This window comes from Iningainema tapete BLCC-T55 (genome assembly GCF_014698965.1).
Taxonomy (GTDB): Bacteria; Cyanobacteriota; Cyanobacteriia; order Cyanobacteriales; family Nostocaceae; genus Iningainema; species Iningainema tapete.
In genome coordinates, this window is the sequence record NZ_JACXAE010000053.1 from 98,861 (window position 1) to 123,499 (window position 24,639).

At 40.1% G+C, this 24,639-nt stretch carries 22 protein-coding genes; 13 read left to right on the forward strand and 9 right to left on the reverse strand.

Annotation, left to right across the window (positions count from 1 at the left end; all coding sequences use genetic code 11):
* The first annotated feature begins 9 nt into the window (after window positions 1-9).
* From ICL16_RS45670 to ICL16_RS45680, 4 genes are all read left to right on the forward strand, one after another.
* Window positions 10-2,133 carry an FkbM family methyltransferase gene (locus ICL16_RS45670; protein ID WP_190829216.1) on the forward strand — a complete coding sequence of 708 codons (2,124 nt, stop codon included), beginning with the start codon at window positions 10-12 and terminating at the stop codon, window positions 2,131-2,133.
* A gap of 130 nt (window positions 2,134-2,263) precedes the next feature.
* Window positions 2,264-6,418, forward strand: coding sequence for an O-linked N-acetylglucosamine transferase family protein (locus ICL16_RS15390; RefSeq protein ID WP_190829218.1), 4,155 nt, complete (start codon window positions 2,264-2,266; stop codon window positions 6,416-6,418).
* A gap of 61 nt (window positions 6,419-6,479) precedes the next feature.
* The gene (locus ICL16_RS45675; RefSeq protein WP_238360788.1) at window positions 6,480-6,884 is read left to right on the forward strand and encodes a transposase; all 405 of its coding nucleotides are present in this window, start codon (window positions 6,480-6,482) and stop codon (window positions 6,882-6,884) included.
* Window positions 6,885-6,969: 85 nt separating this feature from the next.
* Window positions 6,970-7,113 (forward strand): hypothetical protein, encoded by a 144-nt coding sequence (locus ICL16_RS45680; protein ID WP_238360789.1) that lies wholly within the window; start codon window positions 6,970-6,972, stop codon window positions 7,111-7,113.
* Window positions 7,114-7,163: 50 nt separating this feature from the next.
* On the opposite strand, the gene ICL16_RS15400 is transcribed toward ICL16_RS45680, so the two are convergent.
* Window positions 7,164-7,523, reverse strand: coding sequence for a DUF5615 family PIN-like protein (locus tag ICL16_RS15400; RefSeq protein WP_202895569.1), 360 nt, complete (start codon window positions 7,521-7,523; stop codon window positions 7,164-7,166).
* Window positions 7,501-7,854: a DUF433 domain-containing protein gene (locus ICL16_RS15405; RefSeq protein ID WP_190829220.1), complete on the reverse strand. Its 354-nt coding sequence runs from the start codon at window positions 7,852-7,854 to the stop codon at window positions 7,501-7,503. The genes ICL16_RS15400 and ICL16_RS15405 overlap by 23 nt, the downstream gene beginning before the upstream one ends.
* Between ICL16_RS15405 and ICL16_RS15410 the strand changes: the two genes are divergently transcribed.
* The gene (locus ICL16_RS15410; RefSeq protein WP_190829222.1) at window positions 7,854-8,375 is read left to right on the forward strand and encodes an AAA family ATPase; all 522 of its coding nucleotides are present in this window, start codon (window positions 7,854-7,856) and stop codon (window positions 8,373-8,375) included. The two genes, ICL16_RS15405 and ICL16_RS15410, sit on opposite strands and share 1 nt — an antisense overlap.
* A gap of 2 nt (window positions 8,376-8,377) precedes the next feature.
* On the opposite strand, the gene ICL16_RS15415 is transcribed toward ICL16_RS15410, so the two are convergent.
* Window positions 8,378-8,707 carry a nucleotidyltransferase domain-containing protein gene (locus ICL16_RS15415; protein ID WP_190829224.1) on the reverse strand — a complete coding sequence of 110 codons (330 nt, stop codon included), beginning with the start codon at window positions 8,705-8,707 and terminating at the stop codon, window positions 8,378-8,380.
* Between the two features lie 103 nt (window positions 8,708-8,810).
* Here ICL16_RS15415 and ICL16_RS15420 point away from each other — a divergent pair, with 103 nt between their 5' ends.
* Window positions 8,811-9,143 (forward strand): XisI protein, encoded by a 333-nt coding sequence (locus tag ICL16_RS15420; protein WP_190829226.1) that lies wholly within the window; start codon window positions 8,811-8,813, stop codon window positions 9,141-9,143.
* A gap of 9 nt (window positions 9,144-9,152) precedes the next feature.
* Here the strand turns inward: ICL16_RS15420 and ICL16_RS15425 are convergent, their stop codons facing one another.
* The 3 genes from ICL16_RS15425 to ICL16_RS15435 form a co-directional block, all read right to left on the reverse strand.
* Window positions 9,153-11,396: an O-linked N-acetylglucosamine transferase, SPINDLY family protein gene (locus tag ICL16_RS15425; protein WP_190829228.1), complete on the reverse strand. Its 2,244-nt coding sequence runs from the start codon at window positions 11,394-11,396 to the stop codon at window positions 9,153-9,155.
* A 107-nt stretch (window positions 11,397-11,503) separates the two neighbouring features.
* Window positions 11,504-12,058, reverse strand: coding sequence for a type IV pilin-like G/H family protein (locus ICL16_RS15430; RefSeq protein ID WP_190829231.1), 555 nt, complete (start codon window positions 12,056-12,058; stop codon window positions 11,504-11,506).
* A 120-nt stretch (window positions 12,059-12,178) separates the two neighbouring features.
* On the reverse strand, window positions 12,179-13,510 hold the full coding sequence (locus ICL16_RS15435; RefSeq protein WP_190829232.1) for a class I SAM-dependent methyltransferase: 1,332 nt from the start codon (window positions 13,508-13,510) through the stop codon (window positions 12,179-12,181).
* A 423-nt stretch (window positions 13,511-13,933) separates the two neighbouring features.
* On the opposite strand from ICL16_RS15435, the gene ICL16_RS15440 reads away from it, so the two are divergent.
* Window positions 13,934-14,551 carry a Uma2 family endonuclease gene (locus ICL16_RS15440; protein ID WP_190829234.1) on the forward strand — a complete coding sequence of 206 codons (618 nt, stop codon included), beginning with the start codon at window positions 13,934-13,936 and terminating at the stop codon, window positions 14,549-14,551.
* Window positions 14,552-14,925: 374 nt separating this feature from the next.
* On the opposite strand, the gene ICL16_RS15450 is transcribed toward ICL16_RS15440, so the two are convergent.
* Complete coding sequence (locus tag ICL16_RS15450; protein WP_190829236.1) at window positions 14,926-15,219, reverse strand: type II toxin-antitoxin system Phd/YefM family antitoxin; 294 nt, start codon at window positions 15,217-15,219, stop codon at window positions 14,926-14,928.
* Window positions 15,220-15,396: 177 nt separating this feature from the next.
* Between ICL16_RS15450 and trxB the strand changes: the two genes are divergently transcribed.
* The 4 genes from trxB to ICL16_RS15470 all read left to right on the forward strand — a co-directional run bounded on the left by trxB (window position 15,397) and on the right by ICL16_RS15470 (window position 19,078).
* The gene (gene trxB / locus ICL16_RS15455) at window positions 15,397-16,770 is read left to right on the forward strand and encodes a thioredoxin-disulfide reductase (RefSeq protein ID WP_190829238.1); all 1,374 of its coding nucleotides are present in this window, start codon (window positions 15,397-15,399) and stop codon (window positions 16,768-16,770) included.
* A gap of 164 nt (window positions 16,771-16,934) precedes the next feature.
* Window positions 16,935-17,825: an ABC transporter permease gene (locus ICL16_RS15460; RefSeq protein ID WP_190829240.1), complete on the forward strand. Its 891-nt coding sequence runs from the start codon at window positions 16,935-16,937 to the stop codon at window positions 17,823-17,825.
* Between the two features lie 74 nt (window positions 17,826-17,899).
* Window positions 17,900-18,088: a hypothetical protein gene (locus tag ICL16_RS15465; protein WP_190829242.1), complete on the forward strand. Its 189-nt coding sequence runs from the start codon at window positions 17,900-17,902 to the stop codon at window positions 18,086-18,088.
* Window positions 18,089-18,160: 72 nt separating this feature from the next.
* Window positions 18,161-19,078, forward strand: coding sequence for an ROK family protein (locus ICL16_RS15470; protein ID WP_190829244.1), 918 nt, complete (start codon window positions 18,161-18,163; stop codon window positions 19,076-19,078).
* A gap of 45 nt (window positions 19,079-19,123) precedes the next feature.
* Here the strand turns inward: ICL16_RS15470 and ICL16_RS15475 are convergent, their stop codons facing one another.
* On the reverse strand, window positions 19,124-19,543 hold the full coding sequence (locus ICL16_RS15475; protein WP_190829246.1) for a hypothetical protein: 420 nt from the start codon (window positions 19,541-19,543) through the stop codon (window positions 19,124-19,126).
* A gap of 121 nt (window positions 19,544-19,664) precedes the next feature.
* Window positions 19,665-21,296, reverse strand: coding sequence for a CTP synthase (locus tag ICL16_RS15480; RefSeq protein WP_190829248.1), 1,632 nt, complete (start codon window positions 21,294-21,296; stop codon window positions 19,665-19,667).
* Between the two features lie 125 nt (window positions 21,297-21,421).
* Between ICL16_RS15480 and ICL16_RS15485 the strand changes: the two genes are divergently transcribed.
* Both ICL16_RS15485 and ICL16_RS15490 read left to right on the forward strand, forming a co-directional pair.
* Window positions 21,422-23,158: an N-acetylmuramoyl-L-alanine amidase family protein gene (locus ICL16_RS15485; RefSeq protein WP_420485279.1), complete on the forward strand. Its 1,737-nt coding sequence runs from the start codon at window positions 21,422-21,424 to the stop codon at window positions 23,156-23,158.
* A gap of 625 nt (window positions 23,159-23,783) precedes the next feature.
* Window positions 23,784-24,629 carry a WecB/TagA/CpsF family glycosyltransferase gene (locus ICL16_RS15490; RefSeq protein WP_190829252.1) on the forward strand — a complete coding sequence of 282 codons (846 nt, stop codon included), beginning with the start codon at window positions 23,784-23,786 and terminating at the stop codon, window positions 24,627-24,629.
* Window positions 24,630-24,639: the final 10 nt, after the last annotated feature.

Below are 24,639 nucleotides of genomic sequence, written 5' to 3' on the forward strand. Positions count from 1 at the left end.
TTTTATAATATGTCACTATTTTTACCAAGATTTAAGAAAAGTGGTCATTTAGATCAAATTCATATAACAGTATGCGTTGTTGGCTCACGTAAGATAGCAAGCCAGGACGATTATGGGTATCAAGGTTGGAATATTTTTGCGCCTAATCTTACTATCTATGGTTTTGATGCCGATACAGATACATGTGAACAGGCAAATGCCGATCTCAAAGCCAGACAAATTAATTGGACTGAAAAACATATACCTCAAGCTCTGTGGGATTGTGCAGGTAAATCTACACTTTATGTGACAAAATATCCCGGCTGTAGTTCATTATATCCTCCCAGCCAATCATACATTGAGCGGTTTGCTGGGAATTCAGAACTGATAAAATTAGCTTACACTGTGGAAGTTGAGACAACAACTTTAGATGCCTTTTGTCACTCACAAGAAATAGATGAAATTGATTTCATCCAACTTGACGTTCAAGGTGCAGAACTGCCTGTTTTACAAGGAGCATCTTCCATTTTAGAACGCAGTACATTGGGCATTGTTACCGAAGTAGAATTCACAGAATTATATACAGGACAACCTTTATTTGGTGATATAGATGTTTATTTAAGAAATCTTGGGTTTACTCTATTTGATTTGAGTAATATGCATCGTGATATTCGTAGAATGCCTTTAGCATCAACAAAACATAAAGGCTCGCTAATTTGGTCTGATGCTTTTTACTTTCGTGATTTGATTCGAGAAGATTTAAATACCCTCAAGACACCTGAAAAAATTTTCAAATTAGCTTGTATTGCTGATGTTCTTAGCTTTCCTGATTATGCTCTAGAACTTCTAGCATATTTAACCGTGCAATATGGCAAAGACGAAAAATACAACTTTGCCGATGACATTATTGAAAGTTTAGCTCACGTTCCAGGTATGATGATGCCAGGAGAAAAACTAGCTTCTTTACCTATTGTTGAAAAAATTCGCGAGTACAGCAGTAGTTACCACGCTAAGACTATTACTGTAAGTTCTAATTTGACATCAAATAATCTATCTTTTTTGCACAAACAAGCATACCAATGTTTACTTTTGGGTGAGTACAGTCAAGCTGTCAACCTTTATGAACAAGCAATTGAGCTTGAACCTAATATCAAATCTAACTACTGGTATTTAGGATTATTGCTGCTACTTCAAGAGGAAGAAGCAGAAGCACAAGCAACTTGGTTTTTAGGAATTGCAGAAAGCGAACCGGAAGAAACTGATATGTGGATAGCCGAACTAGTACAAGTTCTGCACACAGAAGCAGAACGTCGGGATGCTATAGAAGATCTGGTTGTAGCTTCGGCGATTCGAGAAAGTATCAAAGCGATCGCACCCGAATATATTGTGAATAATAATAGAGTTAAATATTCTTCTTTGGATGAAGAGAGTGTTATTGAAAATTATATAAACACAATCGATTTAAAAAATAAATACTGTGTAGACATAGCCGCTAGTGATGGAGTAACTATGTCAAATACCTATTTTCTTTTCCAAAGAGGATGGTCAGGATTAGCTGTTGAATATGATAACGCAAAGTTTGCTGCTCTGGCTGCTCACTATATTAATTTTCCCAACGTTAGTCTCAGCAGATCAATGGTGACGCCAGACAATGTAGTTAATTTATTAGAAGCTAATCATGTGCCGAAATATTTTGGGTTATTAAGTCTTGATATCGACGGTTATGATTACTTTGTCTTAGATAAGATTTTAACTTCATTTCGCCCATCTATAATTTGTGCTGAAATCAATGAAAAAATTCCGCCTCCATTAAAATTTACTGTTAAATGGGACTCAGAATATGTATGGGAAAATAATCATTTTTTTGGTCAAAGTATCTGTCAATTAAATATTTTATGCGAAAAATATGAATATGCCTTGGTAGAATTACACTATAATAATGCTTTTCTGATTCCCAAAGAACTTAGTCCCTATCCTTCACTTACACCGGAAGAAGCTTATAGAAAAGGCTATCTTGAACAACCAGATAGAAAGCAAAAATTTCCTTGGAACGCCAATATAGAGGAAATTCATAGCCTATCACCAGAGAAGGCGTTAAATTATGTCAACAATTTTTTTGCACAATATCAAGGCAAGTATATTTGTTCTTTGTAAAGAATATTCAATATTGCTGTTCAAGAGTATTAGGTTTGGTTAGATTTTTGTAATTTTACCCAGCATAGATTTAGAGTATTTATACAAAATTTAAAATTACGTGCCTAGCAGAAATAGGATTTTTCCACCAATGACAATACCAATTAACTATCAAACTATTCAAACTGCGATCGCCTTCATGTCAAAGCCAGAATTACCTATTCACTTCTTTACTATAGTCCTGAATGGACAACCATTTATCCGCTACCACATAGAAATATTCAAACAACTACCTTTTCAATGGCATTGGCACATTATTGAAGGTGTGGCGGACTTAAAGCACGATACTGCTTGGAGTATTCAATTAGGTGGATGTATTAGTGATAAACTTCATCACAATGGTCGTAGTAATGACAGCACAGAGGAATATCTAGACGAACTGGCGCGACTTTACCCCGATAATGTCACAATTTACCGCAAGCCAGAGGGCGTTTTCTGGGAAGGAAAACGCGAAATGGTAAATGCACCACTTGTGAATATTCAGGAAGAATGTTTGCTGTGGCAGGTGGATGTAGATGAGTTGTGGACAGTTGAGCAACTGTGTGCTGCACGACAAATGTTTATTGACAACCCTGATAAGACAGCTGCTTTCTATTGGTGTTGGTATTTTGTTGGGGAAAATTTGGTGATTAGCACTCGTAACTGTTATGCTCAGAATCCTCAACAAGAGTGGTTACGAACTTGGAGATTTAAACCAGGAGCATTCTGGGCAGCACATGAGCCTCCCGTATTAGTAGAACCATGGTCAGATGGTAGAAATAGAAATGTGGCAGCAGTTAATCCTTTTGTGCATGAACAGACAGAACAGCTTGGTTTAATTTTTCAACATTTTGCTTATGTAACAGAAGAACAATTGCAATTTAAAGAGCAATACTACGGTTATACAAACGCCGTATCGCAATGGTTAAAGTTGCAACAACAAGCTAAATTTCCAGTTTTTCTAAGTGAATATTTTGCTTGGGTTGGAGATCGGACTCTAGTAGATACTGCAAGTTCATGCGGTATTATACCAATTGCACAAAGAGAAATTAATAGCAATGTTTGGAAATTCTTACAACCAGATGAAGTGCAACAACATGCACAAATTCAGAAACCAGCACCGATAATCGTGGTAGACGGTGTATTTTTCCAACTTTATCAAACTGGCATTGCTCGTGTTTGGAAATCTTTGCTAAAAGAATGGGTAGATAATGGCTTTGCTCAGCATATTATTTTGCTCGATAGAGCCGGAACTGCTCCTACAATTCCTGGTATTAGGTATCGCCAAATTCCAGCTTATGATTATGGTCATACCGATGCTGACCGGGAAATGCTACAGCAAGTGTGCGATGAAGAAGGCGCTGAAATATTTATATCCACTTACTACACAACGCCGACTACAACGCCTTCTGTTTTCATGGCACATGACATGATTCCTGAACTGATGGGATGGGATTTAAGAAATCCCATGTGGCGAGAAAAGCATTATGGAATTAAGCACGCAGCAGCGTATATTGCAGTTTCAGAAAATACAGCGCGTGACTTGGTTAAATGTTTCCCTCATATTACTTTAGATTCTGTTATAGTTGCTCAGAATGGCGTTGACCATAAAACTTTTGCGGTAGCTACCCAAGAAAAAATTAATCAGTTTAAAACCAAATATGGTATTGTCAAACCCTACTTTATTTTGGTAGGTGCTGGCAGTGGTTATAAAAATAGCATTCTTTTCTTCAAGGCTTTCACTCAACTAGCAACTAAACAAGGATTTGATATTGTCTGTACAGGAAGTGGGGGTGTATTAGCACCTGAGTGGAGAGTCTACACATCAGGTAGTACTGTACACATGTTGCAACTTAGTGATGAAGAGTTAGCAACAGCTTACTCCGGTGCTGTAGCACTTGTTTATCCATCTAAATATGAAGGTTTTGGATTGCCTGTACTGGAGGCAATGGCATGTAGTTGTCCTGTAATCACTTGTCAGGTTGCTTCAATCCCAGAAGTGGCAGGAGAAGCAGCGATATATGTGAAAGATAATGATGTAGATGGACTGGCAAATGCATTGTGCGAGGTGCAAAAACCCCATGTTCGCAACTCATTAATTTCTCAGGGTTTAGAACAAGCAAAACAGTTTTATTGGTCAAAAATGGCGAAAACTGTCAGTTCTGCTTTGATTGATGCTACTCTCTTACCTTTAAAGTTGAAGGAAATTAATTTAATTATTTTTCCCGATTGGTCGCAGTCAGAAGATATACTCGGTTTAGAGTTGCAACAAGTAGTCAGAACCCTCGCTACACATCCTGATAGTCAATACATTACTCTACTGGTTGAGACTAGCAACAGTACCGACGACTATGCTGAATTTTTATTATCTGCTGTGAGTATGAATCTTCTTATGCAAGAAGATTTAGATAGCGCTGAAGAATTAGAAATTTCTTTTGTTAGACAGTTTGATGATATGCAGTGGCAGGCTTTGCTACCTCACATCAAAGCAAGAATTATTTTGGAGCATGAAAATAAACAAGCTTTAGCAAAAGCAGAAACTCTTCCTTCCTGTATAGTAGAAAACTTCACTGACACACAAACTGGAAAGTTTTTTTTTCACCTAAGTCAGAAACTTTTTCAGGAAGAAAGGTGGCAAGAGGTGATCGCACAATATCACAAGCTGCTAAAAGTTCAAGTATGTGAGCCAGATATTTATTGGCAATTAAGTGAGTGTTATCGACAGTTAAATCGGCTAGACGAATCTTTTAGCATTCTCCAAGAAGGGATTAAACTTTACCCATCAGATGGAAATTTGCATTTTTCGTTAATTATAAGCTTACGTCGCAATGGACGAACTCAAGAAGCAATCGAGAGTGCGAGCGCTGCCTCTAACTCATTACCTGATGATTACACTTTTAAGCTGCTCAAACATTTAATTGTCCCGACAATCTACAATCATCAAGATGAAATCAGTTTTTATCGTGAGCAGTTTACTCATGGACTACGAGATTTAATCCAAGAGACATCCCTAAAAACTGCAGAAGAGAAACAGAATGCTTTGGCAGGGATAAGTCGCCTCACAAACTTTTATTTGTCTTATCAAGCTCAAAATGATGTAGAGTTGCAACGTAAATATGGAAAGTTAGTGCATGAAATTATGGCGGCTAACTATTCTAACTGGGTTGTACCTTTATCAATGCCGAGTCTCAAGCCTAATAACAAAATTCGTGTAGGATACGTTTCGCATTACCTGCACTCTTACAGTGGAACACTGTGGTTAACTGGCTGGCTGCGTCACTGCGATCGCGCAAGCTTTGAAATCTACTCTTACTATACAGGAAACTCTCCAGACCCAATTACACAACAATTTCAAGATTATAGTGATGTTTTTTACCATATCCCTCATAATTTGGCAGCAACTTGTGAACAGATAATAGCCGATCAACTACACATCCTCATCTATCCTGAAATCGGGATGGACTCACAAACAATGCAAATGGCTGGTTTGCGACTTGCGCCTGTACAATGTGCTGCTTGGGGACATCCGGTAACAACTGGCTTACCAACAATTGATTACTTTTTATCTAGTGAGTTAATGGAACCAGATAATGCACAAGAACATTACTCAGAAAAACTGATTCGCTTACCTAACATCGGTGTTTCTTACCCCAAACCATATATTCCGCCAGTAATCAAGACTCGCTCAGATTACAACCTACTAGATGATGCAGTCATCTATTTATGTTGCCAAGCTCCTTTTAAGTACCTGCCACAATATGATTTTATTTTTGCGGAAATCGCTCGTCGTGTTCCTCAAGCTAAATTCGTGTTTTTGCGTGGCACTATATTGCAAGAGCGTCTGAACCGTGCTTTTGCCGCAGTAAATCTTAAAAGTGAGGATTACTGCGTGTTCCTCACCATTCCAGAACGGTTTGACTATCTGATGATCAACTTACTTTCAGATGTTTACTTAGACACTTTCACTTGGTCTGGTGGTAATACTACCCTAGAGGCGATCGCTTGCAACCTACCAATCGTCACCTCTGGTGGAGAATTTATGCGAGGGCGTCACTCTTACAGCTTCCTGAAAATGATAGGAGTGACAGACACCATTGCGGAAAATGAAGCAGAATATATCGAAATTGCTGCCAAACTAGGACTAAACCCAACTTTGCGACAAGACATAGCAGAAAGAATCAAACAGCGTCACGATTATCTCTTTGACGACAAAACCTGTGTCATCGGTTTAGAAACCTTCTACAAACAAGTTATTCATAGTTCGTAGTAAGCACTTCAGTGGTTAAAAAATTTAGTTCGTAGTAAGCACTTCAGTGCTTAAAAAATTCATGTACGAATATCGCAAACTCACACCAGAACAAAAAGCTGAATTAGTTAAACACCGCTTAAGTCGCGGCTACCCACCCCACTCGCCACCCCATCCAGTGCAAGATCGTCCATTTTACCTATTGACAGCAGCTTGTTACGAACATAAGAGCCATATGCACTCTGAATCTCGCCGTCAGCAACTGCTAAATACGATCTTCGAGAAATTCATTACAGATGACGTCACAGTATGTGCTTGGGCTATCTTGCCTAATCACTATCATCTACTAGTGCATATTGTAAACTTTGATGTATTAAGTGACTTATTTCGCAGAATTCATGGCGCAACTTATCGTCAATGGAATCTTGAGGAAAATGTAACTAAGCGAAAAGTTTGGTATAGTTGGAGCGAGTCGCTAACGCGATAGCTTCGCTTCACGTGCTATTCGCTCTGAACAACATTACTATACAACTCTTAACTATATCCATTACAACCCAGTTAAACATGGTTTAGTGAAATCTCCTTATGACTGGGTTGAAAGTAGTGTTCATTGGTATTTACAAACTTATGAGCGGCAATGGCTACGTGATTGTTGGACTCAGTATCCAGTGAGAGAGTATGGTAATGATTGGGATGATTTTGATTATGAGCGCTGAAGCGCTCACTACGAACAGGTCACTTCTTGATAAACCATTTTAAATTAATATTATTTGATGGGTAAATGAACAATTTGGTCTTGATATTCGTTCTCAAAAGAATATTCTGCAAGCAAAATTAGTTCTTCAATATTATCACCTGCGCTTAAATTAGAATTAAGAATAAAAATACCAGGCATATGACGCCCTTCAGCAATATGGTCATTTAGGTGTACAGGCATAGATTTACGATTATTTGTTACTAGTACAAAGTTATATTCTTCACACCAATAAAGAATTTCTGGGTCTAAAGTACCTTTTGCAGGAGTATCTGGTTCTCCCACGGCCCAAACAACCAATTCAGGTTTCTGCCGCCGCAGTTGATTAAAATATATTGGGTCAACATTTTCATCCATTAGATATTTGAGCATTATTCCCCTGTTTCATTGCCTCTCTTTCCTGTTTAATTTTGCGTAAACGAATAATAGCTGGAGATGGGTTCATTGCTTGAGCTTTGCGTTGCTGGTGTCCCCACTCTAACCAGTCTGCAATATAATTACTTACAGCATCTTTGTTGTGTAAGTAGTAAAGAATTGTTGCATATACTTGTTCTAGCGTAATAGATGTGTATGTCTGGGCGATTTCTTCGGGAGTACGAGAACGGTAAATATACTCATAAAGAATTGTTTCGATCCCAATACGCGAACCTTTGATACGAATGTCGTCGGGTGCGAGAAAGCTAAAATAATCTTCAAGTTGCATTGCTTAACAATGATAGAAGCCTATTAAAGTATACAATAAAAAGTTTAACGGAAAATGAAAATAGAGATGAAATAATTCGATTGATAAAAAAATTAGATTTGGGAATTAATGATGTAAAAGTTAAAGAACCGGAAATAAATATAAAAATCTTAACTCAAGAACTACCACCTGATATTAGAAAGGTACTGGACAAAAGCACAATACTAGTAGTTGATGAATTTAATGCTAGGCTCCACCCTCTGATCAGCCGTGCGATAGTTGAATTATTTAACTCTAATGAAATCAATCCTAATAATGCACAACTGATATTTATGACACATGATACAAATCTACTTAGTAACCAACTCTTTCGTAGAGATCAAATTTGGTTCACAGAGAAAAACCGATACGGAGCTACAGATTTATATTCTTTAGTGGAATATAAGGTACGTAATGATGCTTCATTTGAAAGTGACTACATTAAAGGTAGATATGGTGCTATTCCTTTTATTGGTAAATTGATTCACTTAATTAGTGAGTGAATCTAATGTCCATAAAGCAATTTTCCTTCTTCTACTATTTTTCTAGTGAGAGAAGCCGGGACGGTTTTGAATGTTTCTACATCAGAGAGGGTTTTGACGACAACATCTACGTCTACCATCAAATCGTCCAAAGCATTTAACGCCCGAACTCCCCATTCAATCCGGTCAAACCCTGGAATATCATCGGGTACAATGACGCATAAATCTAGGTCACTGTATTTATTCGGTGTTCCCCAAGCATAAGACCCAAATAGGATTATTTCTTTAGGGTTTAGCTCAGCAACTAAACGCTGGGTTACTTCAGCAATCAGTTTGTCTGTGATGGGTATCATATCGCATTCGCTGTTAATTTTTACAATGTTTTACACGCTCAGTGGTTGAGTGAAGTCCAATTCGCTTACTAGTTTACAATGAGAAACAGGAGGTGATTGTTCAATGGCTGTAGAGCAATATCGTCAAATCATCCAACAGTTAATTTTAGAAAGGGCTTCTCGGCGATCGCCGATAGAGGAAATTGAGACACAAGCCATTCTGGATACCGAGCGCGATCACTACCTCTTACTACATACAGGCTGGCGCGGTAATCGTAGGACTCATGGATGCAGTATGCATCTAGATATCAAAGACGGTAAAATCTGGATTCAGCATGATGGAACCGAGGTCGGCATTGCTACAAAACTGCTCGAATTAGGTGTGCCGAAAAATGATATTGTTTTGGCGTTTCACTCTCCCTATATGCGTCAATTTACCGAGTTTGCCACCAATTGAGCGTAGATTTTACGAATCTCCTTCCATATACCGTTGCCACATTTGCTCATAAGCCTTTTCCATCTCGCGAGTAAACTGCTTAGCGTTCCACAAAGGAGCAGTTTGTCGCGATGATTTCAGCTTACAGGCAATTTTGTCTCGCAAACCCTGATCTTTGCCCAAACGTACACCCCACTCGACATATTCTTCATCACTCCAAGCAATGCCTTCAGTTATACCAGCATTCATCATCATTGTGTAGCTGTTACGAGCCGCGAATTGCTCACCTACTCTGGTTACTAAGGGAATACACATCCATAGAGTTTCTAAGGTTGTCGTCGCTCCATTGTAAGGGTAAGTATCCAGTACTACATCAGCAATGCCTAGATTTGCGCGATGAACTGATTCTGAAGGAACATCAGGGATAAATCGCAGCTTGGCGCAATCTACACCCTCTTCTTCGGCTATTTGATAAAAAAAGTTTTTCAGGGATTCTTCCTCAGCAGTACCTTTAATCAAAAAGTAACTATTAGGCACTGCTTTAATAATTTGCATTTGCAGCCGTACTGTATCAGCATTGCGTTTGTAACTTTTTTGGGCACTAAGATATACAATTGCATCGCTGGGTATATCTAGATGTTCGCGTCGGAGATTAGGTACACCCACTTCAAAACCATCCACAGCTATATAGGTTGTGGGCAAGCGCCAGATTTTTTCGCTGTAATATTCTTGAGCGTATTCTGGCAAAACGTAGCGATCGGCGATAAAATAATCAACACCTGGAATTCCAGTAGCATCCCAACCCAACCATGTCACTTGTATCGGAGCAGGTTTTATCGCTAAAACCTCACAGCTCACATCCAGGGTAATGCTATCTAAATCGATCAGAATATCGATTTCATCGTTGTAAATTTGCTCCACAATTTCATAGCTGTTGCTTGCTTTATGAACTTTATCCACCTGACCGAGAAACCATTGATGCAATGGTTCGGTTATGTTGTAATTATTAATAAAGTAGCCATGAAGTTGAAAGCGATCGCGGTCATGATGCTGAAACAACCATCGCGCTAACCAGCCAACAGAATGTCCCCTAAGACAGTAAGACAGGTATCCAATTTTTAATTTTTTCGGAACCACGCCCGGCCGTTGGCGCTCTTGATGCCTTTGACTGTATTTCTCTACTTCTTCATTGGCATAAATTTTAGTATTGGCTTGGCACAACTGAGCAAGTTGATTCTGAATCTGTCTATCATTTCTGGGGTTATCTCGAAAGTATGGGGCGAAAAAATATGAATTGAATAATCGTGAAACCTTGACTGAACTTAGATCAGTTGGTTGTTCTTCAATCAGCTTAAGTAGCAGTGATTCATGTCGTTGAAAGACTGAGCGTGCTTCTTCCCAATATCCACCAGCCGTCATCAAACCTCGAAGAACCAGTTGGTTTACCGACACTGTGTCTGCTAATTGTGTTACTAGAGAATAGCATAATTTAGCAGTCTCTATGCCTTGATCGTATTGTTTGGCATTTTGATAAAAACAAGCTAAATGACGCAAAACTTCTGTATTCTTTCCATCCAATTGTAAATATGATTCAGCAAAACGTGCTGCTATTACTGGTTGCCACTGAATGTGACCAATGTTAACCATTGCTGGCAACAAGATACTTAAGAAAGTTAAAGTCTGATTGCGAGCGCGAACATGAGTTAAACAAGCTTCTACTAATTCTTGTGTCGAAGGGTGCAAAGGTGCATACTCTAAAACACTCTGCAACATTTGCATTAATAGCTCAAAATCTACTACTACCTGTTGCTCTGATCGAAGTATTTCAATTACTTCTAAAAGAGTCGTTAACCCTTCATCTAAATTATTTTGAAGCTTGATAGTAAGCAGAATCAGGTGTAATAAATTATTAATATCTGTTGGGCAAATTTCCTTGATTTGCTGCCGAATTCTCCAAACTGCTACATAATCTGCTTGCTCTTTGAGCCGTTGTGCTTCTGTTTGCAGTACTTGTACCAACTCGGCATTCCACAGTTCGACTTCTTCTGGCTCACCCTCCACCATTGTCATAAACCAAGTCGTCTGAGCCTCTACTTGTTGCCCTTGTAAGAGTAACATTAAGCCCAAACGCCAATAATACAACTTCACATCTGGCTCAGCATCAATTGCTAGCTCGTAAAGTCTAGCAGCCTGCAAGTAATTACCTTCGATCTGGTATTTTTCAGCTTGCTGCTGCCATTTTTGCGGAGTAATTAAAGAAGATTGAGTATTCATAAAAACTTGTGTTTACAAAGAAGCGAGTAGTGCTAATTCACACTACCCACTTCAACAAACTTTCAATTCAAAAAGGTTAGAGCCTTCAACAAAATGCTTCTGTTTTCTTACTTACCCATATTTTTGTAAGTAGCGTCGATGGTAGGGCAATCCACTGTCGAAGTTGGTGGACCTGATGGTGTTGCTTGAACAGGATCGATGGATTCACAAGCAAAAGCTACGGTAAGTACTTCAGTACCACTACCAGTTCCACCTAATGTTGTACCTACAACTCCAAAGTAGGATCTAAGTGCAGGTTTGATCGAAGATCCCCAATTACCTACCAACGCACTATCTGCGTCAGTAAAAGCTTCGTACTTGAAATTCTCGGTTTGAGTTTTAACACCAATGCCCACAGCTTGGACGCTAGTTGTGAATACGCTATTTTCCAAGAAGTATGCTTGTTGGGCACGGTTGATCGCGCCGACATTCTGTTTAGCTTCAGACTGCTTTGCTTTAGAAATCTGACCGAGGAGAGAGGGCAAGGCAATGGCTGCTAAAACACCGATAATGATCACAACGACGAGCAATTCAATCAGGGTAAAACCTTCATCGCCTTTTTTCTTTCGATTGAGATGTTGTAGAAATTTAACTTGGAGTTCCGGCTTGATTACTGGCTTCATTTTCAGGGTTTCCTTGAGGGGGGGTATAGGATTGATTGGTTCTAGATGTAACTTACCCACTTGGGCTTCTATTCACATCACTTTCTGTCAAAAAAATTGCACTTCTACTACAGTGATTGTTCAAGCCGATCGCTCCAAAAGCACGTACAAAAATACTTCTAGCTTACATAAAAGTTTTTTGACTTCATTCCATGCTGCCTCCTCGCTCACAGGCTCTAGGGTGACAGGATGCAGCGGTCTAATCTTAGACCAGCGTTCCACTAGGGAGGTAATCGGCTGTACTCCCTCCCAAAGCGGTAGTATGCAAGCTGCAATCGTACTTTCGATTTCTACAGGTCTATTAGTTGGCACCCTGATATAATCGCTTAGTCGAAATGATCGCTGCTCGGTAATGCACTCTATCAAGTCTTCTTTTACTTTGGGCTTTTGCAACACCGGATGTAGATGCACCCGCCCATTAAGCCAGTCAGATTCGCTCCACTCAGCAACTGGTACAACAGGTTCCTCTGGGTTTGGATAACCACACCAAAAATCAAGTAGACGATGACAGGGATGCAACAATTCAAACAGATGTAATCGCTGTTCCACATTTATTTCCGGTAAAGTCATGCCGAGAAATACCGGTAAATTGTCTGGCTCTTTAAACAAATCCGTTAATTCCCAATGACGCCAATTTACCATGCTAGTAAATTCCAAGTCGGATGCTCGCAACATGGCAAACATCTCAGGAATTGTAAAGCCGTTGTCACTCTGAAGCAGGTAATTCATGAAAACTGATTGTTTGCCTTCTTCTCCTTCAAAACCCGGATGCCAAGTTCTGGATTTGATGTCAACTCCATCTTTCAAAGATTTCATTGTTTCCAAGATAATTTCTGCTTCTAAATCTCCAGGATTGCTCTCCGTCAATCCCATAGCACCAAAGAGTTTTTGTGCCCGGAAATATCCCGCTCTTTGCAGGGCGCTATGTAAATTAGTGCGAATCATCCCGAACGGCTTGAGCACAGATTTCATCGTCTTTAATGCGGCGATCGGATCGGGAAGCAGGTAAAGCGTTTCATCATTATTGATATAGTCAAATTCCATGCCCAAGCTTGGTAAATCATAAATTGAGAGGACGTGGAATTCTGCGTTCTCAAACCCATGATGCTCTAAGCGATGCCGAGCTAATTTAACAGATTCTTCAGAAATATCAATACCAACAATTTTGGCTTCTGGATTCGCTTCTGCCAACATTAAAGATTTATAGCCACTACCGCATCCTGCATCTAAAATGACTTTTCCTTTTGTTTCTGTAAACTTTTGGTATCTTAAATAGTAAGAAGTTACCAAGTTATGAATAAACAGGGCATTCAAGTCATCTTTGGGCGACTTCTCTAGTGGAATTCGCGGATAAGGACAACTTTCATATTGCTGACGAATTTTCTCTAGTATCTCAGATGCTTGATTTGTCATAACTCGTCTCTAAAGTTTGTGGGCAACCTTTAGTATTCCCACTTGAATTTGCTATCTCATCAGCTAGCGGCGAACTTCGTTTTAATATTCCCAAATCTTTAGACTTCTATCACAGCTTAATTTATTTTCGATAAAATTGTAGTCGTTATGAGTTTATATATGTAGTGATGCTAACGCGATGTGCTACTTATTGTTTTGTAACAATTGAGTAGGTATATAAACTCTTGAAAAGAAAAAACCCAAAATCCACTGATTTTAGGGATAATCTGACCGATTGAGCGGTTCGGGGGAATTATGTTTTCTATTGAATATTTTATAATTGCAGTATTCTGCTGTATAGATGATTTACATCTGCGTCCGACATGACGGATTTTAATATTCTGGTTACGGAATATGATGAATTTCTAGAAACTGGAGGTGAACATGACTCAAGCCTTACCAAAACTAGTAACCTTTGAAAAATTTGCCGCCTGGTATCCAGAAAATTCAGAACGTCGCTATGAACTACACAATGGAGTAATTGTTGAGATGTCACAACCGCTAGGAGATCATGAGGAGGTTACAGGTTTTTTAGCTTCCCAGCTTACGGTTGAATTTATCAGATTAAAGTTTCCTTATTTCATACCCAAAACAGCGCTGGTAAAACCACCTGAGAGCGAGTCTGGTTATTCGCCTGACGTGTTGATAGTAAATCGCTCTAATTTAGCTTTTGAACCGCTATGGAAAAAGGAATCAACTGTGACACTCGGCGCATCAATTCCTGTGGTGATTGAAGTTATTGGTACTAACTGGCGTACTGATTATCACAAAAAATATGCCGATTATGAAGAAATGGGAATTCCTGAATACTGGATTGTTGATTATGCTGGCTTGGGAGGCAGAGAATTCATTGGCGATCCTAAACAGCCTACTATCTTAGTTTGCTCTTTGGATGAGGGTGAGTATCGGGTTCAAAAGTTTAGGGGTAGCGATCGCATCCAATCACCAACCTTTCCAGAGCTTACCTTAACTGCTCAACAGATTTTTAGCGCTGGGATTTAGAGCAGTGCATCCGGCAAGGTATCGGGCGATCGCATAAACTAAAGCCAAGTTGCTACCAACTGCGCTACGATTGAACATATGAGAGAGGATAGAAGTGTTTTGAGGATTGAATTTCAAGCCAAAATTTAAGCAGGGGTTATCTAAATTCCTGATGAGTACAAACAAGAACTTAGAGAAGGTGATGATATTAAAGTTATTATTATGGTGAAAAAGAACTCACCAAGACAAAAAGATATTATTGATGAGTTGACTGAGAATCCTATTCAAGTGGATGGAATTCTTAACCGTGAGGAGATTTACATCGGTTAAAACCGACTAAATTGTTGGTTTCAGTCCGTTAAAGTGCTTCAGGCTCTATAATAACTTTGTACTTATTACTCATCCGCAATCCCAAGTTTTTGGCGTAGTTCTGCGAATACTTCTTCAGCCGGACGCCCTTGTCCTTGTTTCATTTGTTCCAGCCCTCGCCTAATGCCCTCAATGGTTTCTCTAAACTCTGCTGCCTCAACGAGTTTCTGGTATGATTCGGCGTCTTGAACTACAAGTTCTGCCTTTCCATTGACAGTTAGCACCAGCGGATGCTTAGTCTCCTTTATTTGCTCTACAAACTCACTAGTGCGTCTTTTGAAGTCAGTTAGGGAATGAATGTCTTTAGAGATGTCAATCATACTTTTCGCACATAATTCAATGCTAATTTAATGATATTTTATTTCTGTGTCATCTTGAATAAAAATTCATCACCAATGTAGAGACGTTCCCTCATCGTTCATACAAGAGTTGCTTTCTTGTCAAATGGGTTATTATAATAAATAAAGTGAAGTCGTTATGAGTTTGTATATATTGCCATGACCAACCAAGTAGAAAACGTAGTAATTATAGGTTCCGGTCCCGCCGGCTACACAGCAGCTATCTACGCAGCAAGGGCTAACCTCAAACCTATTGTATTTGAAGGTTTCCAAGCTGGTGGGCTACCTGGTGGGCAGTTGATGACAACGACGGAAGTGGAGAACTTTCCTGGGTTTCCCCAAGGAATTACCGGTCCACAATTGATGGACAAAATGAAAGCTCAAGCGGAACGTTGGGGGGCTGAGTTATACACTGAGGACGTAATTGAAGTAGACTTGAGTCAGCGTCCTTACACTGTCCGCTCAGAGGAACAGGAATTTAAAACCAATAGTATCATCATCGCCACTGGTGCAACAGCAAAGCGTCTCAATCTACCCAGCGAACATCAATTCTGGAGCCGGGGTATCTCAGCTTGTGCTATTTGTGACGGTGCTACTCCGATATTTCACGGATCTGAATTAGCGGTAATTGGTGGTGGCGACTCGGCAGCAGAAGAGTCAATTTACCTAACTAAATACGGCTCCAAGGTAAACATGCTGGTACGTACAGAGAAGATGCGGGCTTCTAAAGCTATGCAAGACCGCGTTTTGAGTAACCCCAAAATTCATGTACACTGGAACACAGAAGTAATTGATGTGGTTGGTGACGAAAAGCACATGAATGGGGTGAAAATCCGTAACTCCAAAACAGGCGAAGAACGCCTACTGCAGGTTAAGGGTTTATTCTACGCTATTGGTCACAATCCCAATACTTCTTTATTTAAGGGAAAACTCGAACTGGATGAAGTAGGTTATATTGTTACTAAACCCGGTTCACCAGAAACTAGTGTCGAAGGTGTATTTGCGGCTGGTGACGTGCAAGATCATGAATATCGTCAAGCAATTACAGCAGCAGGTAGCGGCTGTATGGCGGCGATGTTGGCTGAGCGTTGGTTGTCTTCTACTGGTTTAATTCAAGAATTCCATCAAAAGCAGGAAACTCCAAGTAATGAGTTAGAGCATCAACCAGAAGAGCAGAAAACTGATGAACAACTGGCGGCTGAGTTTGATTTAAATGCTACTCGCCATCAAGGTGGCTATGCTTTACGTAAGCTTTTTCATGAGAGCGATCGCCCGCTCATTGTCAAATACGTTTCTCCAGGTTGCGGTCCTTGTCATACCCTCAAACCTATTTTAAACAAAGTTGTCGATGAGTTTGACGGTAAAATTCACTTTGTCGAGATTGATATTGACAAAGACCGCGATATTGCGGAGAATGCTGGTGTTGTGGGAACGCCTACAGTTCAGTTTTTCAAGAATAGGGAATTGTTAACTGAACTTAAAGGTGTGAAGCCTAAGAGTGAGTACCGCCGATTGGTTGAGAGTAATTTGTAATGGGATGTATTGATACCCCCCAACCCCCCTTGGCAAGGGGGGCTATTGGAAAGCCAGAGCTACGGCAGGCTTTGTACGTGTAGCCGCACCCTTGAGGGTGCGATCGCCTATTCAAATTTTCTGTAGGTGAGTTACACTGCGTTAACGCACCCTATTGTTTCTATATGACGGTTACTAAAAGTTCGCTACCGAGATTTTTACGTTTTGGGGAGAGTCGCAGTCTTTCTCAGCAGTTGATGATGATTGGGATAGTGATTACGTTATTTTTTATATTTATCACTTTCTTTGCTCCTGTATTTCAGGGGTGGGGATGGATAAAAGATCCTTTAGATTCTTTGAGCCATGATATTCACAAACCACCTTCTGGCGAATATTGGTTTGGTACTAGTCGCCAAGGTTATGATGTGTTTTCGCGTACTTTGTTTGGTGCGCAGGCTGCGCTGCAAGTAGTTTTGCTGGCAACAGCTTTGAGTATGATTATCGGTGTACCTTTGGGTATGGTGAGTGGGTATGTAGGTGGTAGATTGGATCAGATGTTGATATTCTTAATGGATAGCATCTACACTCTTCCCGGACTTCTACTTTCTGTTACACTAGCATTTGTGGTGGGACGTGGAATATTAAATGCTGCTCTCGCTATTAGTATTGCTTACATTCCCCAATATTACCGTGTTGTCCGTAACCACACGGTGAGCGTAAAAACAGAAGTATTTATTGAAGCTGCACAAGCATTGGGTGCTAATACTTGGCAAGTTCTTTCCCGGTATCTATTTTTCAACGTAATTCAAAGCGTACCCGTACTCTTCACTCTCAACGCTGCCGATGCAATTTTGATTTTGGGTAGTTTGGGTTTTTTAGGGTTAGGACTTCCTGAAGAAGTGCCAGAATGGGGACGTGATTTAAAACAAGCTTTAGAAGCCCTACCTACAGGCATTTGGTGGACTACACTTTTCCCAGGATTAGCTATGACATTGATGGTGGTAGGGTTGTCGCTACTTGGTGAGGGATTAAATGAATTTGTTAACCCTCGTTTACGCAAACAAATCCGGAATTAGTCAAAGAACGTATGTTAATAATGGGAGAAACCCGTCTCCTATTTATTTATTGTAATTTTTACTGAGAGATTATTGTGAAAGATAACATTTCCTTAGTTGCCGCCGCTGCTGGTGGATTTATGCTTTCCGTTGCCCTTTCTGGTATCTTACATGGTACTCCCGTAGTGTCGTGGCATCCACAGAAAGTGAGTTCAACCCAATTAGCTATAGAATTCGCTTTTGTTTCCAACGAGCGGAGCAATACTCAAGAAAAACAACAGTGAGTTATCTCCTCCTAGTGAGCGATCGCCACTTATCATTTGTGGTTCCATAATCATTAATATACAGGACTACATATGCAAAACTTTCAAATAATTGGCATTGACTTAGGAGGAACAGCAATTAAGCTAGGGCGTTTCACCCAAGATGGCACTTGTTTACAATCCTTAACTGTACCAACACCCCAACCACCCATACCAGAAGCAGTTTTACCAGTAATAGTAGATGCAATTACTCAAATTGACCCAGAACAAAGTACTATTGCTATAGGTGTTGGTACTCCAGGTCCATCTGATGCTCAAGGACGTATAGCCAAAATCGCGATTAACTTACCAAGATGGCTTGATGTTCCCGTAGCAGATTACCTAGAAGCGAAAACAGGCAAACCCACAGTTGTTGCCAACGATGCCAACTGTGCTGGTTTGGGAGAAGCTTGGCTAGGGGCAGGGCGACAGTACAAAAATCTCATTATGCTCACTCTGGGAACTGGTGTGGGTGGAGCAATTATTTTAAATGGTAATCTGTTTATTGGGCATCATGGAGCAGCAGGAGAATTAGGATTAATTACTCTCAATCCAGATGGTCCAATATGTAATAGTGGTAATCAAGGTTCTTTGGAACAGTATGTTTCCGTCACAGCCATCCGCCGTCGCACCGGGAAAGAACCAGAGGAGTTAGGCATACTCGCCCAATCTGGAGATGCTGAAGCATTGACATTTTGGCAAGAATATGGTAGATATTTAGGCGCAGGGTTAGCAAGTTTGATTTACGTGCTGACACCAGAAGTGATCGTTATTGGTGGTGGCGTTAGCGCGAGTGCAGAATTTTTCTTACCTTCAGTTAAAGCAGAAATTGAGCGCCGAGTTGTACCTATATCTCGCTTGGGTTTACAGATATTACCAGCACAATTGGGCAACTCGGCTGGGATTGTTGGGGCGGCGAAGTTGGCACTGTTAGGAGTCAGGAGTCAGGAGTCAGGAGCCAAAATTAGTTAGCTTGGATAGACTTTCCTCCTTCTGCCCTCAGCATAGCTGTCTTCTTCACAAAGAATATCCTGTTGTTTTGTGAATGTAATCCATAACTTTTTTGTAGGAGTCTGGATTACTCACAGGGTTGATAATGATTGGGATGGTACTATCTGGGAGCCAAAACGTTATTCTGCCATTGGGTTCTTGACAAAATGAGCTAATACATTTGAGATTAATTACGTATTCATTTCGCTCGTAAATAATTTTTACCCAATGAGCGTGATCAATTCCCAACTCTTGTACCTGACGCATATACTTTAAAATGCTTTGATAGTCTTTCTGGTTACTTTGCGGGTTGATGACTATGGGGATGGCACAATCTGGTAACCAAAATGTCACCCTGCCATTCTGTTCCGAACAAAAAGCAGTAACACGCTCCAAGTTAACTATATATCTATTTCTTTCATAATGGATTTTCATCCAGTACGCCACAAAATACCCTCAACTCCCAAGTTTTACAGTAATCAATCGCGGTGTCACATCTGCCACTAAATAGTTGTCAGATGTTTAAAGTACCACTAACCAATCTCTTATAACCTAAAATCCAAAACTGTCATACTTCTACAGGCTTTTTGGTAGAAGTAGTTTGAGTATGGGCTACTGCTGCTTCGATAAAACCTTTAAATAAAGGATGAGGTTCACTCGGAGTCGATTGAAACTCTGGATGGAATTGGCAAGCAATAAAGAAGGGGTGGTTGGGTAATTCTACCATTTCTACTAAACGTCCATCGGGAGATGTGCCACTGATTGCATAGCCCGATTCTAAAAACATGTGCCGATAGGCGTTGTTAAATTCGTAGCGATGCCGATGTCGTTCATAAATCACTTCTTCTTGATAAAGCTGGAAAGCTAGAGTGTTGGGAAGAACACGACAAGGATACAGACCTAAGCGCATTGTACCGCCTAAGTCGATCACATCTTGCTGTTCTGGTAATAAGTTTATCACTGGATGTTTGGTATGAGGAGCAAATTCGGCACTATTAGCATCGGTTAATCCCATGACGTTTCTTGCCCATTCAATCACGGCGCATTGCATTCCCAAGCATAAACCTAAGAAGGGAGTTTGAAGATTGCGCATGTAATGAATTGCCGCAATCTTGCCATCTACTCCTCTGACGCCGAAACCTCCTGGTACTACTACGCCATTTACTCCATTTAAATGGGTTTCGACTCCTTCTACCTCTAATTTTTCTGAGTTTACCCAACGTAATTTTAGTTCACAATTCATGGCGATCGCTGCATGCCGTAGTGCTTCTACTACCGAAAGATACGCATCGCTTAATTGTACATATTTACCGACAATGGCTATCTCAACTTTATGTGTTGGACTATACATTCTTTCTACCAGAGTTTGCCATTGTGCAAGATCTGGTTTACGTTGTTCCATGTTCAACAATTCTAGTGTTTGCTGCGCCAAGCCTTCCCTTTCCGCAATCAATGGTACTTCATAAATACTTTTGGCATCAATTGATGGGATCACACATTCTACAGGTACGTCACAAAATTCTGACAATTTCTGTTTTAAACCTGCTGCTAGCGGGCGATCGCATCGACATATTAAAATATCTGGTTGAATGCCTATCGAGCGCAATTCTTTCACCGAGTGCTGTGTTGGCTTTGTTTTCATTTCTCCTGCTGAGGCAATCCACGGTATCAAAGTTACGTGCATGTACAGCACATTTTGCCGTCCCACATCTTTACGAAATTGGCGAATTGCTTCTAAAAAAGGTAGTGATTCTATATCCCCCACCGTGCCACCTATTTCTGTAATTACTACATCCGGCATAGTGTCGTTGGCAACTCTCAAAATTCGTTCTTTGATTTCATTAGTAATGTGGGGAATCACCTGCACTGTACCGCCATTATAATCACCGCGTCGCTCTTTATTAATTACAGCTTGGTAAATAGAACCAGTTGTCACACTGTTGAGGCGCGACATGGAAGTATCGGTAAAACGTTCATAATGCCCCAAATCTAAATCTGTTTCCGCACCATCTTGGGTAACAAATACCTCCCCGTGCTGAAAAGGACTCATTGTCCCCGGATCAACGTTAATATAAGGGTCAAGTTTCAGAATTGACACCGAATAATCTCGTGACTTGAGCAAACGTCCCAGACTTGCTGCTACAATTCCCTTACCAATACTAGAAACTACGCCGCCAGTGACAAATACAAACTTACTCATAGTATTCTCAATTTCTAGCAACTTCACAAAATATATCTAGCTATTGTGCCACAGTTGTACAGACGCTCCGCCGGAGCGTCTCTACTGAATAACCTTATAAACTATTCTTTCATTTTGACGTGAGAATTATTGTAGGATTATTATTAACTTCTATAGTCACTACCGACCCTTTGGCAAATGAGCGATCGCTCAAGGTAGTTTATCCGCCGACAAACCACCGCACAAGCGCACAAAAAATTTTCTTTATCGGTACAGCACCACCAACTGGACAGGTTGTTATTAATGGTAAGCTAATTGACCGCAGTAAAGCAGGTCATTTTGCTCCCAGTTTTCCTCTACAGTTGGGAGAAAATGTTTTTACTGTACAATACCAGAAACAGGAAAAGATAATTAAGGTGACGCGGGTTTCTTCTGTACCAGAGACACCTCAAGGCGTGGGATTTGCTCCTAACTCGCTCACTCCCGCAGTAGATATTGCCAAACAACCCGGAGAATTAATTTGTTTTGGAGCGATCGCCACTCCAAATGCTAGTGTATCTGTAAAATTAGGCAATAGCACCGTTGCCCTGACTCAACTGCAACAAACGCAATTACCTGCCAATTCTGCTGCCCTCACAGGCACAAATCAGTCTTCCACTCAATCTGCAGCAGGCAAATACGAGGGTTGTACAACAGTAGAAACAGTAGCTTCGTTAGGAAAACCCCAGTTTGAATTAACTTTTAATGGTCAAACTATAACTCAACCAGGTACTGGCTCAATTCAAATCCTTTCCCCGAATCAGTTACAAGTTGCTCAAGTGACGGTAGAATCAGGTGTAGCTCGCACTGGTCCGAGTACAGATTATTCTCGACTTACACCTCTACCCAAAGGTACCAAGGCAACAGTTACAGGTAGAGAAGGTGAGTGGTTACGTTTAGACTACGGTGGTTGGATTAATAGTAAAGAAACCACAATCATACCCTTCCCTAACCCTCCCCGCACGATTATTCGTTCTGTTGGCTATCGTAAACGCCCCGATGCGACAGAAATGATATTTCCGCTACAAGAACCTGTACCTCTGAGTGTACAACAAGGTACTCGCACTTTCACTCTTACCCTTTATAACACCACTGCCCAAACCGACATTATTCGCTTGGATAATAACCCCTTAATTTCTCGCCTAGATTGGCAGCAGGTGGCTCCAGGACAGGTACAATACACGTTTAACCTCAAAAAAGACCAACAGTGGGGATATCAGCTAAGATACGAAGGTACAAACTTAATCTTATCTTTACGTCATGCGCCGACAATTACACGTAAAAAGCCTTTATCTGGTGTGAAGATCTTACTCGATCCCGGACATGGTGGTGCTGAATCTGGTGCAAGTGGACCTACAGGCGATCTGGAAAAAGATGTAAATTTAATAGTGTCTAAGTTATTGCGCGATGAGTTAGTGAAGCGAGGGGCGACAGTGGTGATGACGCGGGAGGATGACAAAGAACTTTCCCTCGTGGAAAGACAGGCAATCATTGATAAAGAACAACCATCCATAGCTCTTTCGATTCATCACAACTCTTTGCCTGATGAAGGTGATGCACAGAAAATTCAGGGTTTTGGGACTTTTTGGTATCAACCCCCAGCCCATAGTTTAGCTGTTTCTATCCACGATTACGTTGTGAAAAAGCTGAAACGTCCTTCTTATGGGGTGTTTTGGAATAACTTGGCATTGACTCGCCCAAGCGTTGCCCCCTCGGTGTTGCTGGAGTTGGGCTTTATGAGTAATCCTAATGAGTTTGAGTTAGTGATGAATCCGGTGGAGCAGAAAAAGATGGCAGTGGCGATCGCTGATGGTGTTGTAGAGTGGTTCAAAGTCCGTATCTAGCTCTCAAAATTTTTTTTGGGCTATTAATGTTTACCTGTGCAAATGTTAAGTATCAAAGAAAGCACTTTTTTTGATATGTTGTCAGTATTTAAACTGCATAACTCTGATCAATACTAGCTTTTTCTTCATAATCTCTAGAGCGTAATCTTGAGAATAAATGCTTTTTTGATACCAATATCATGAATGTATTTACAAGTTTTCAACTTAGTGTAAGTATTTCTACCAAAACTTTACATATTCTTTAAAGATTTGTTTTTCTTTCCACATACTAACTTTATAGTTCTGCTTGGAAATTAGTGAAAATGTAGCTATATTTATTTCTGGGAATAAATAAATAAAGACGGAAACAAATATTCAAATAATCTGTCTAACGTAACAAACCAGAAAAAGGATCAACTTCTAATTTAATTATTTTTATGATCTTCACCACTTAACTGTGTCAGCTGCTCATACTAGCAGTAAAGTATAACACGTCCGTAACAGGGTATAAAAACTATGTAATCGATGGGTTAGTGCATTTATTACTATTGGTAGAAACGCTGAATCGGTAATAAACATATCTTTGTTCTAAATGCACTAAGTAGTTTTCGCATTTACTTGTAAAATTGATTCCAAAAAAATAACAATGCTTAAAACTCACAATATCACTTATTTGAATAGTGATAGTAAGTTTATTGATTTACTGAATGTAACAGTAAACAATATCACATTAATGGAGTTATTAGATAAGCTAAAGTATGGTGGTGTTGTATTTACCCCTAATGTAGACCATTTGATGAAACTGCAAAAAAGTCAAGAGTTTTACAAAGTCTACCAACAGGCAGATTACAGGGTATGCGATAGTAAGGTCTTAATGTACGTAGCCAGTTTTTTAGGTACACCCGTCTTAGAAAAAATATCTGGTTCAGATTTATTTCCGGCTTTTTATAGCTACTATCAGCATGATGAAAACATGAAAGTATTTTTGCTTGGCGGTGAAGAAAGAGCAGTTAAAAGAGCGCAGAAGAATATTAATACTAAAGTAGGTAGGAATATTATCGTTGCAGCTCATTCCCCCTCTTATGGATTTGAAAAGCGTGAAGATGAATGTCAACAAATCGTGAAAATGATTAATTCTTCGGGGGCAACAGTCCTAGCAATTGGAGTAGGAGCGCCCAAACAAGAATTATGGATAGCCAAATATAAAAATCAGTTGAAGAATGTTAAGATATTCTTGGCTATAGGAGCAACAATTAACTTTGAAGCTGGGAATGTCAAGCGATCGCCAAAGTGGATGAGTGAAGTTGGACTTGAATGGCTATATAGATTATTAATGGAACCAAAACGACTTTGGAAGCGATATTTATTGGACGCAATCCCATTCTTATGGCTAATTATCCAACAAAAGTTTCAGCTATACGAAAATCCTTGGAAAAAAGTCCAACATCAAACGATACAAATTCAGCCATCAGGAAGAGGTAAAAGGAAGTAGATAAATTAGC

What these genes read in the sequence shown, in the direction of transcription:
- ICL16_RS45670 (WP_190829216.1), top strand. Translation starts at nt 10, where the DNA reads ATGTCACTATTTTTACCAAGATTTAAGAAAAGTGGTCATTTAGATCAA.
- ICL16_RS15390 (WP_190829218.1), top strand. Translation starts at nt 2,264, where the DNA reads ATGACAATACCAATTAACTATCAAACTATTCAAACTGCGATCGCCTTC.
- ICL16_RS45675 (WP_238360788.1), top strand. Translation starts at nt 6,480, where the DNA reads ATGTACGAATATCGCAAACTCACACCAGAACAAAAAGCTGAATTAGTT.
- ICL16_RS15400 (WP_202895569.1), bottom strand. Translation starts at nt 7,523, where the DNA reads ATGCTCAAATATCTAATGGATGAAAATGTTGACCCAATATATTTTAAT.
- ICL16_RS15405 (WP_190829220.1), bottom strand. Translation starts at nt 7,854, where the DNA reads ATGCAACTTGAAGATTATTTTAGCTTTCTCGCACCCGACGACATTCGT.
- ICL16_RS15415 (WP_190829224.1), bottom strand. Translation starts at nt 8,707, where the DNA reads ATGATACCCATCACAGACAAACTGATTGCTGAAGTAACCCAGCGTTTA.
- ICL16_RS15420 (WP_190829226.1), top strand. Translation starts at nt 8,811, where the DNA reads ATGGCTGTAGAGCAATATCGTCAAATCATCCAACAGTTAATTTTAGAA.
- ICL16_RS15425 (WP_190829228.1), bottom strand. Translation starts at nt 11,396, where the DNA reads ATGAATACTCAATCTTCTTTAATTACTCCGCAAAAATGGCAGCAGCAA.
- ICL16_RS15430 (WP_190829231.1), bottom strand. Translation starts at nt 12,058, where the DNA reads ATGAAGCCAGTAATCAAGCCGGAACTCCAAGTTAAATTTCTACAACAT.
- ICL16_RS15435 (WP_190829232.1), bottom strand. Translation starts at nt 13,510, where the DNA reads ATGACAAATCAAGCATCTGAGATACTAGAGAAAATTCGTCAGCAATAT.
- ICL16_RS15440 (WP_190829234.1), top strand. Translation starts at nt 13,934, where the DNA reads ATGACTCAAGCCTTACCAAAACTAGTAACCTTTGAAAAATTTGCCGCC.
- ICL16_RS15450 (WP_190829236.1), bottom strand. Translation starts at nt 15,219, where the DNA reads ATGATTGACATCTCTAAAGACATTCATTCCCTAACTGACTTCAAAAGA.
- trxB (WP_190829238.1), top strand. Translation starts at nt 15,397, where the DNA reads ATGACCAACCAAGTAGAAAACGTAGTAATTATAGGTTCCGGTCCCGCC.
- ICL16_RS15460 (WP_190829240.1), top strand. Translation starts at nt 16,935, where the DNA reads ATGACGGTTACTAAAAGTTCGCTACCGAGATTTTTACGTTTTGGGGAG.
- ICL16_RS15470 (WP_190829244.1), top strand. Translation starts at nt 18,161, where the DNA reads ATGCAAAACTTTCAAATAATTGGCATTGACTTAGGAGGAACAGCAATT.
- ICL16_RS15480 (WP_190829248.1), bottom strand. Translation starts at nt 21,296, where the DNA reads ATGAGTAAGTTTGTATTTGTCACTGGCGGCGTAGTTTCTAGTATTGGT.
- ICL16_RS15490 (WP_190829252.1), top strand. Translation starts at nt 23,784, where the DNA reads ATGCTTAAAACTCACAATATCACTTATTTGAATAGTGATAGTAAGTTT.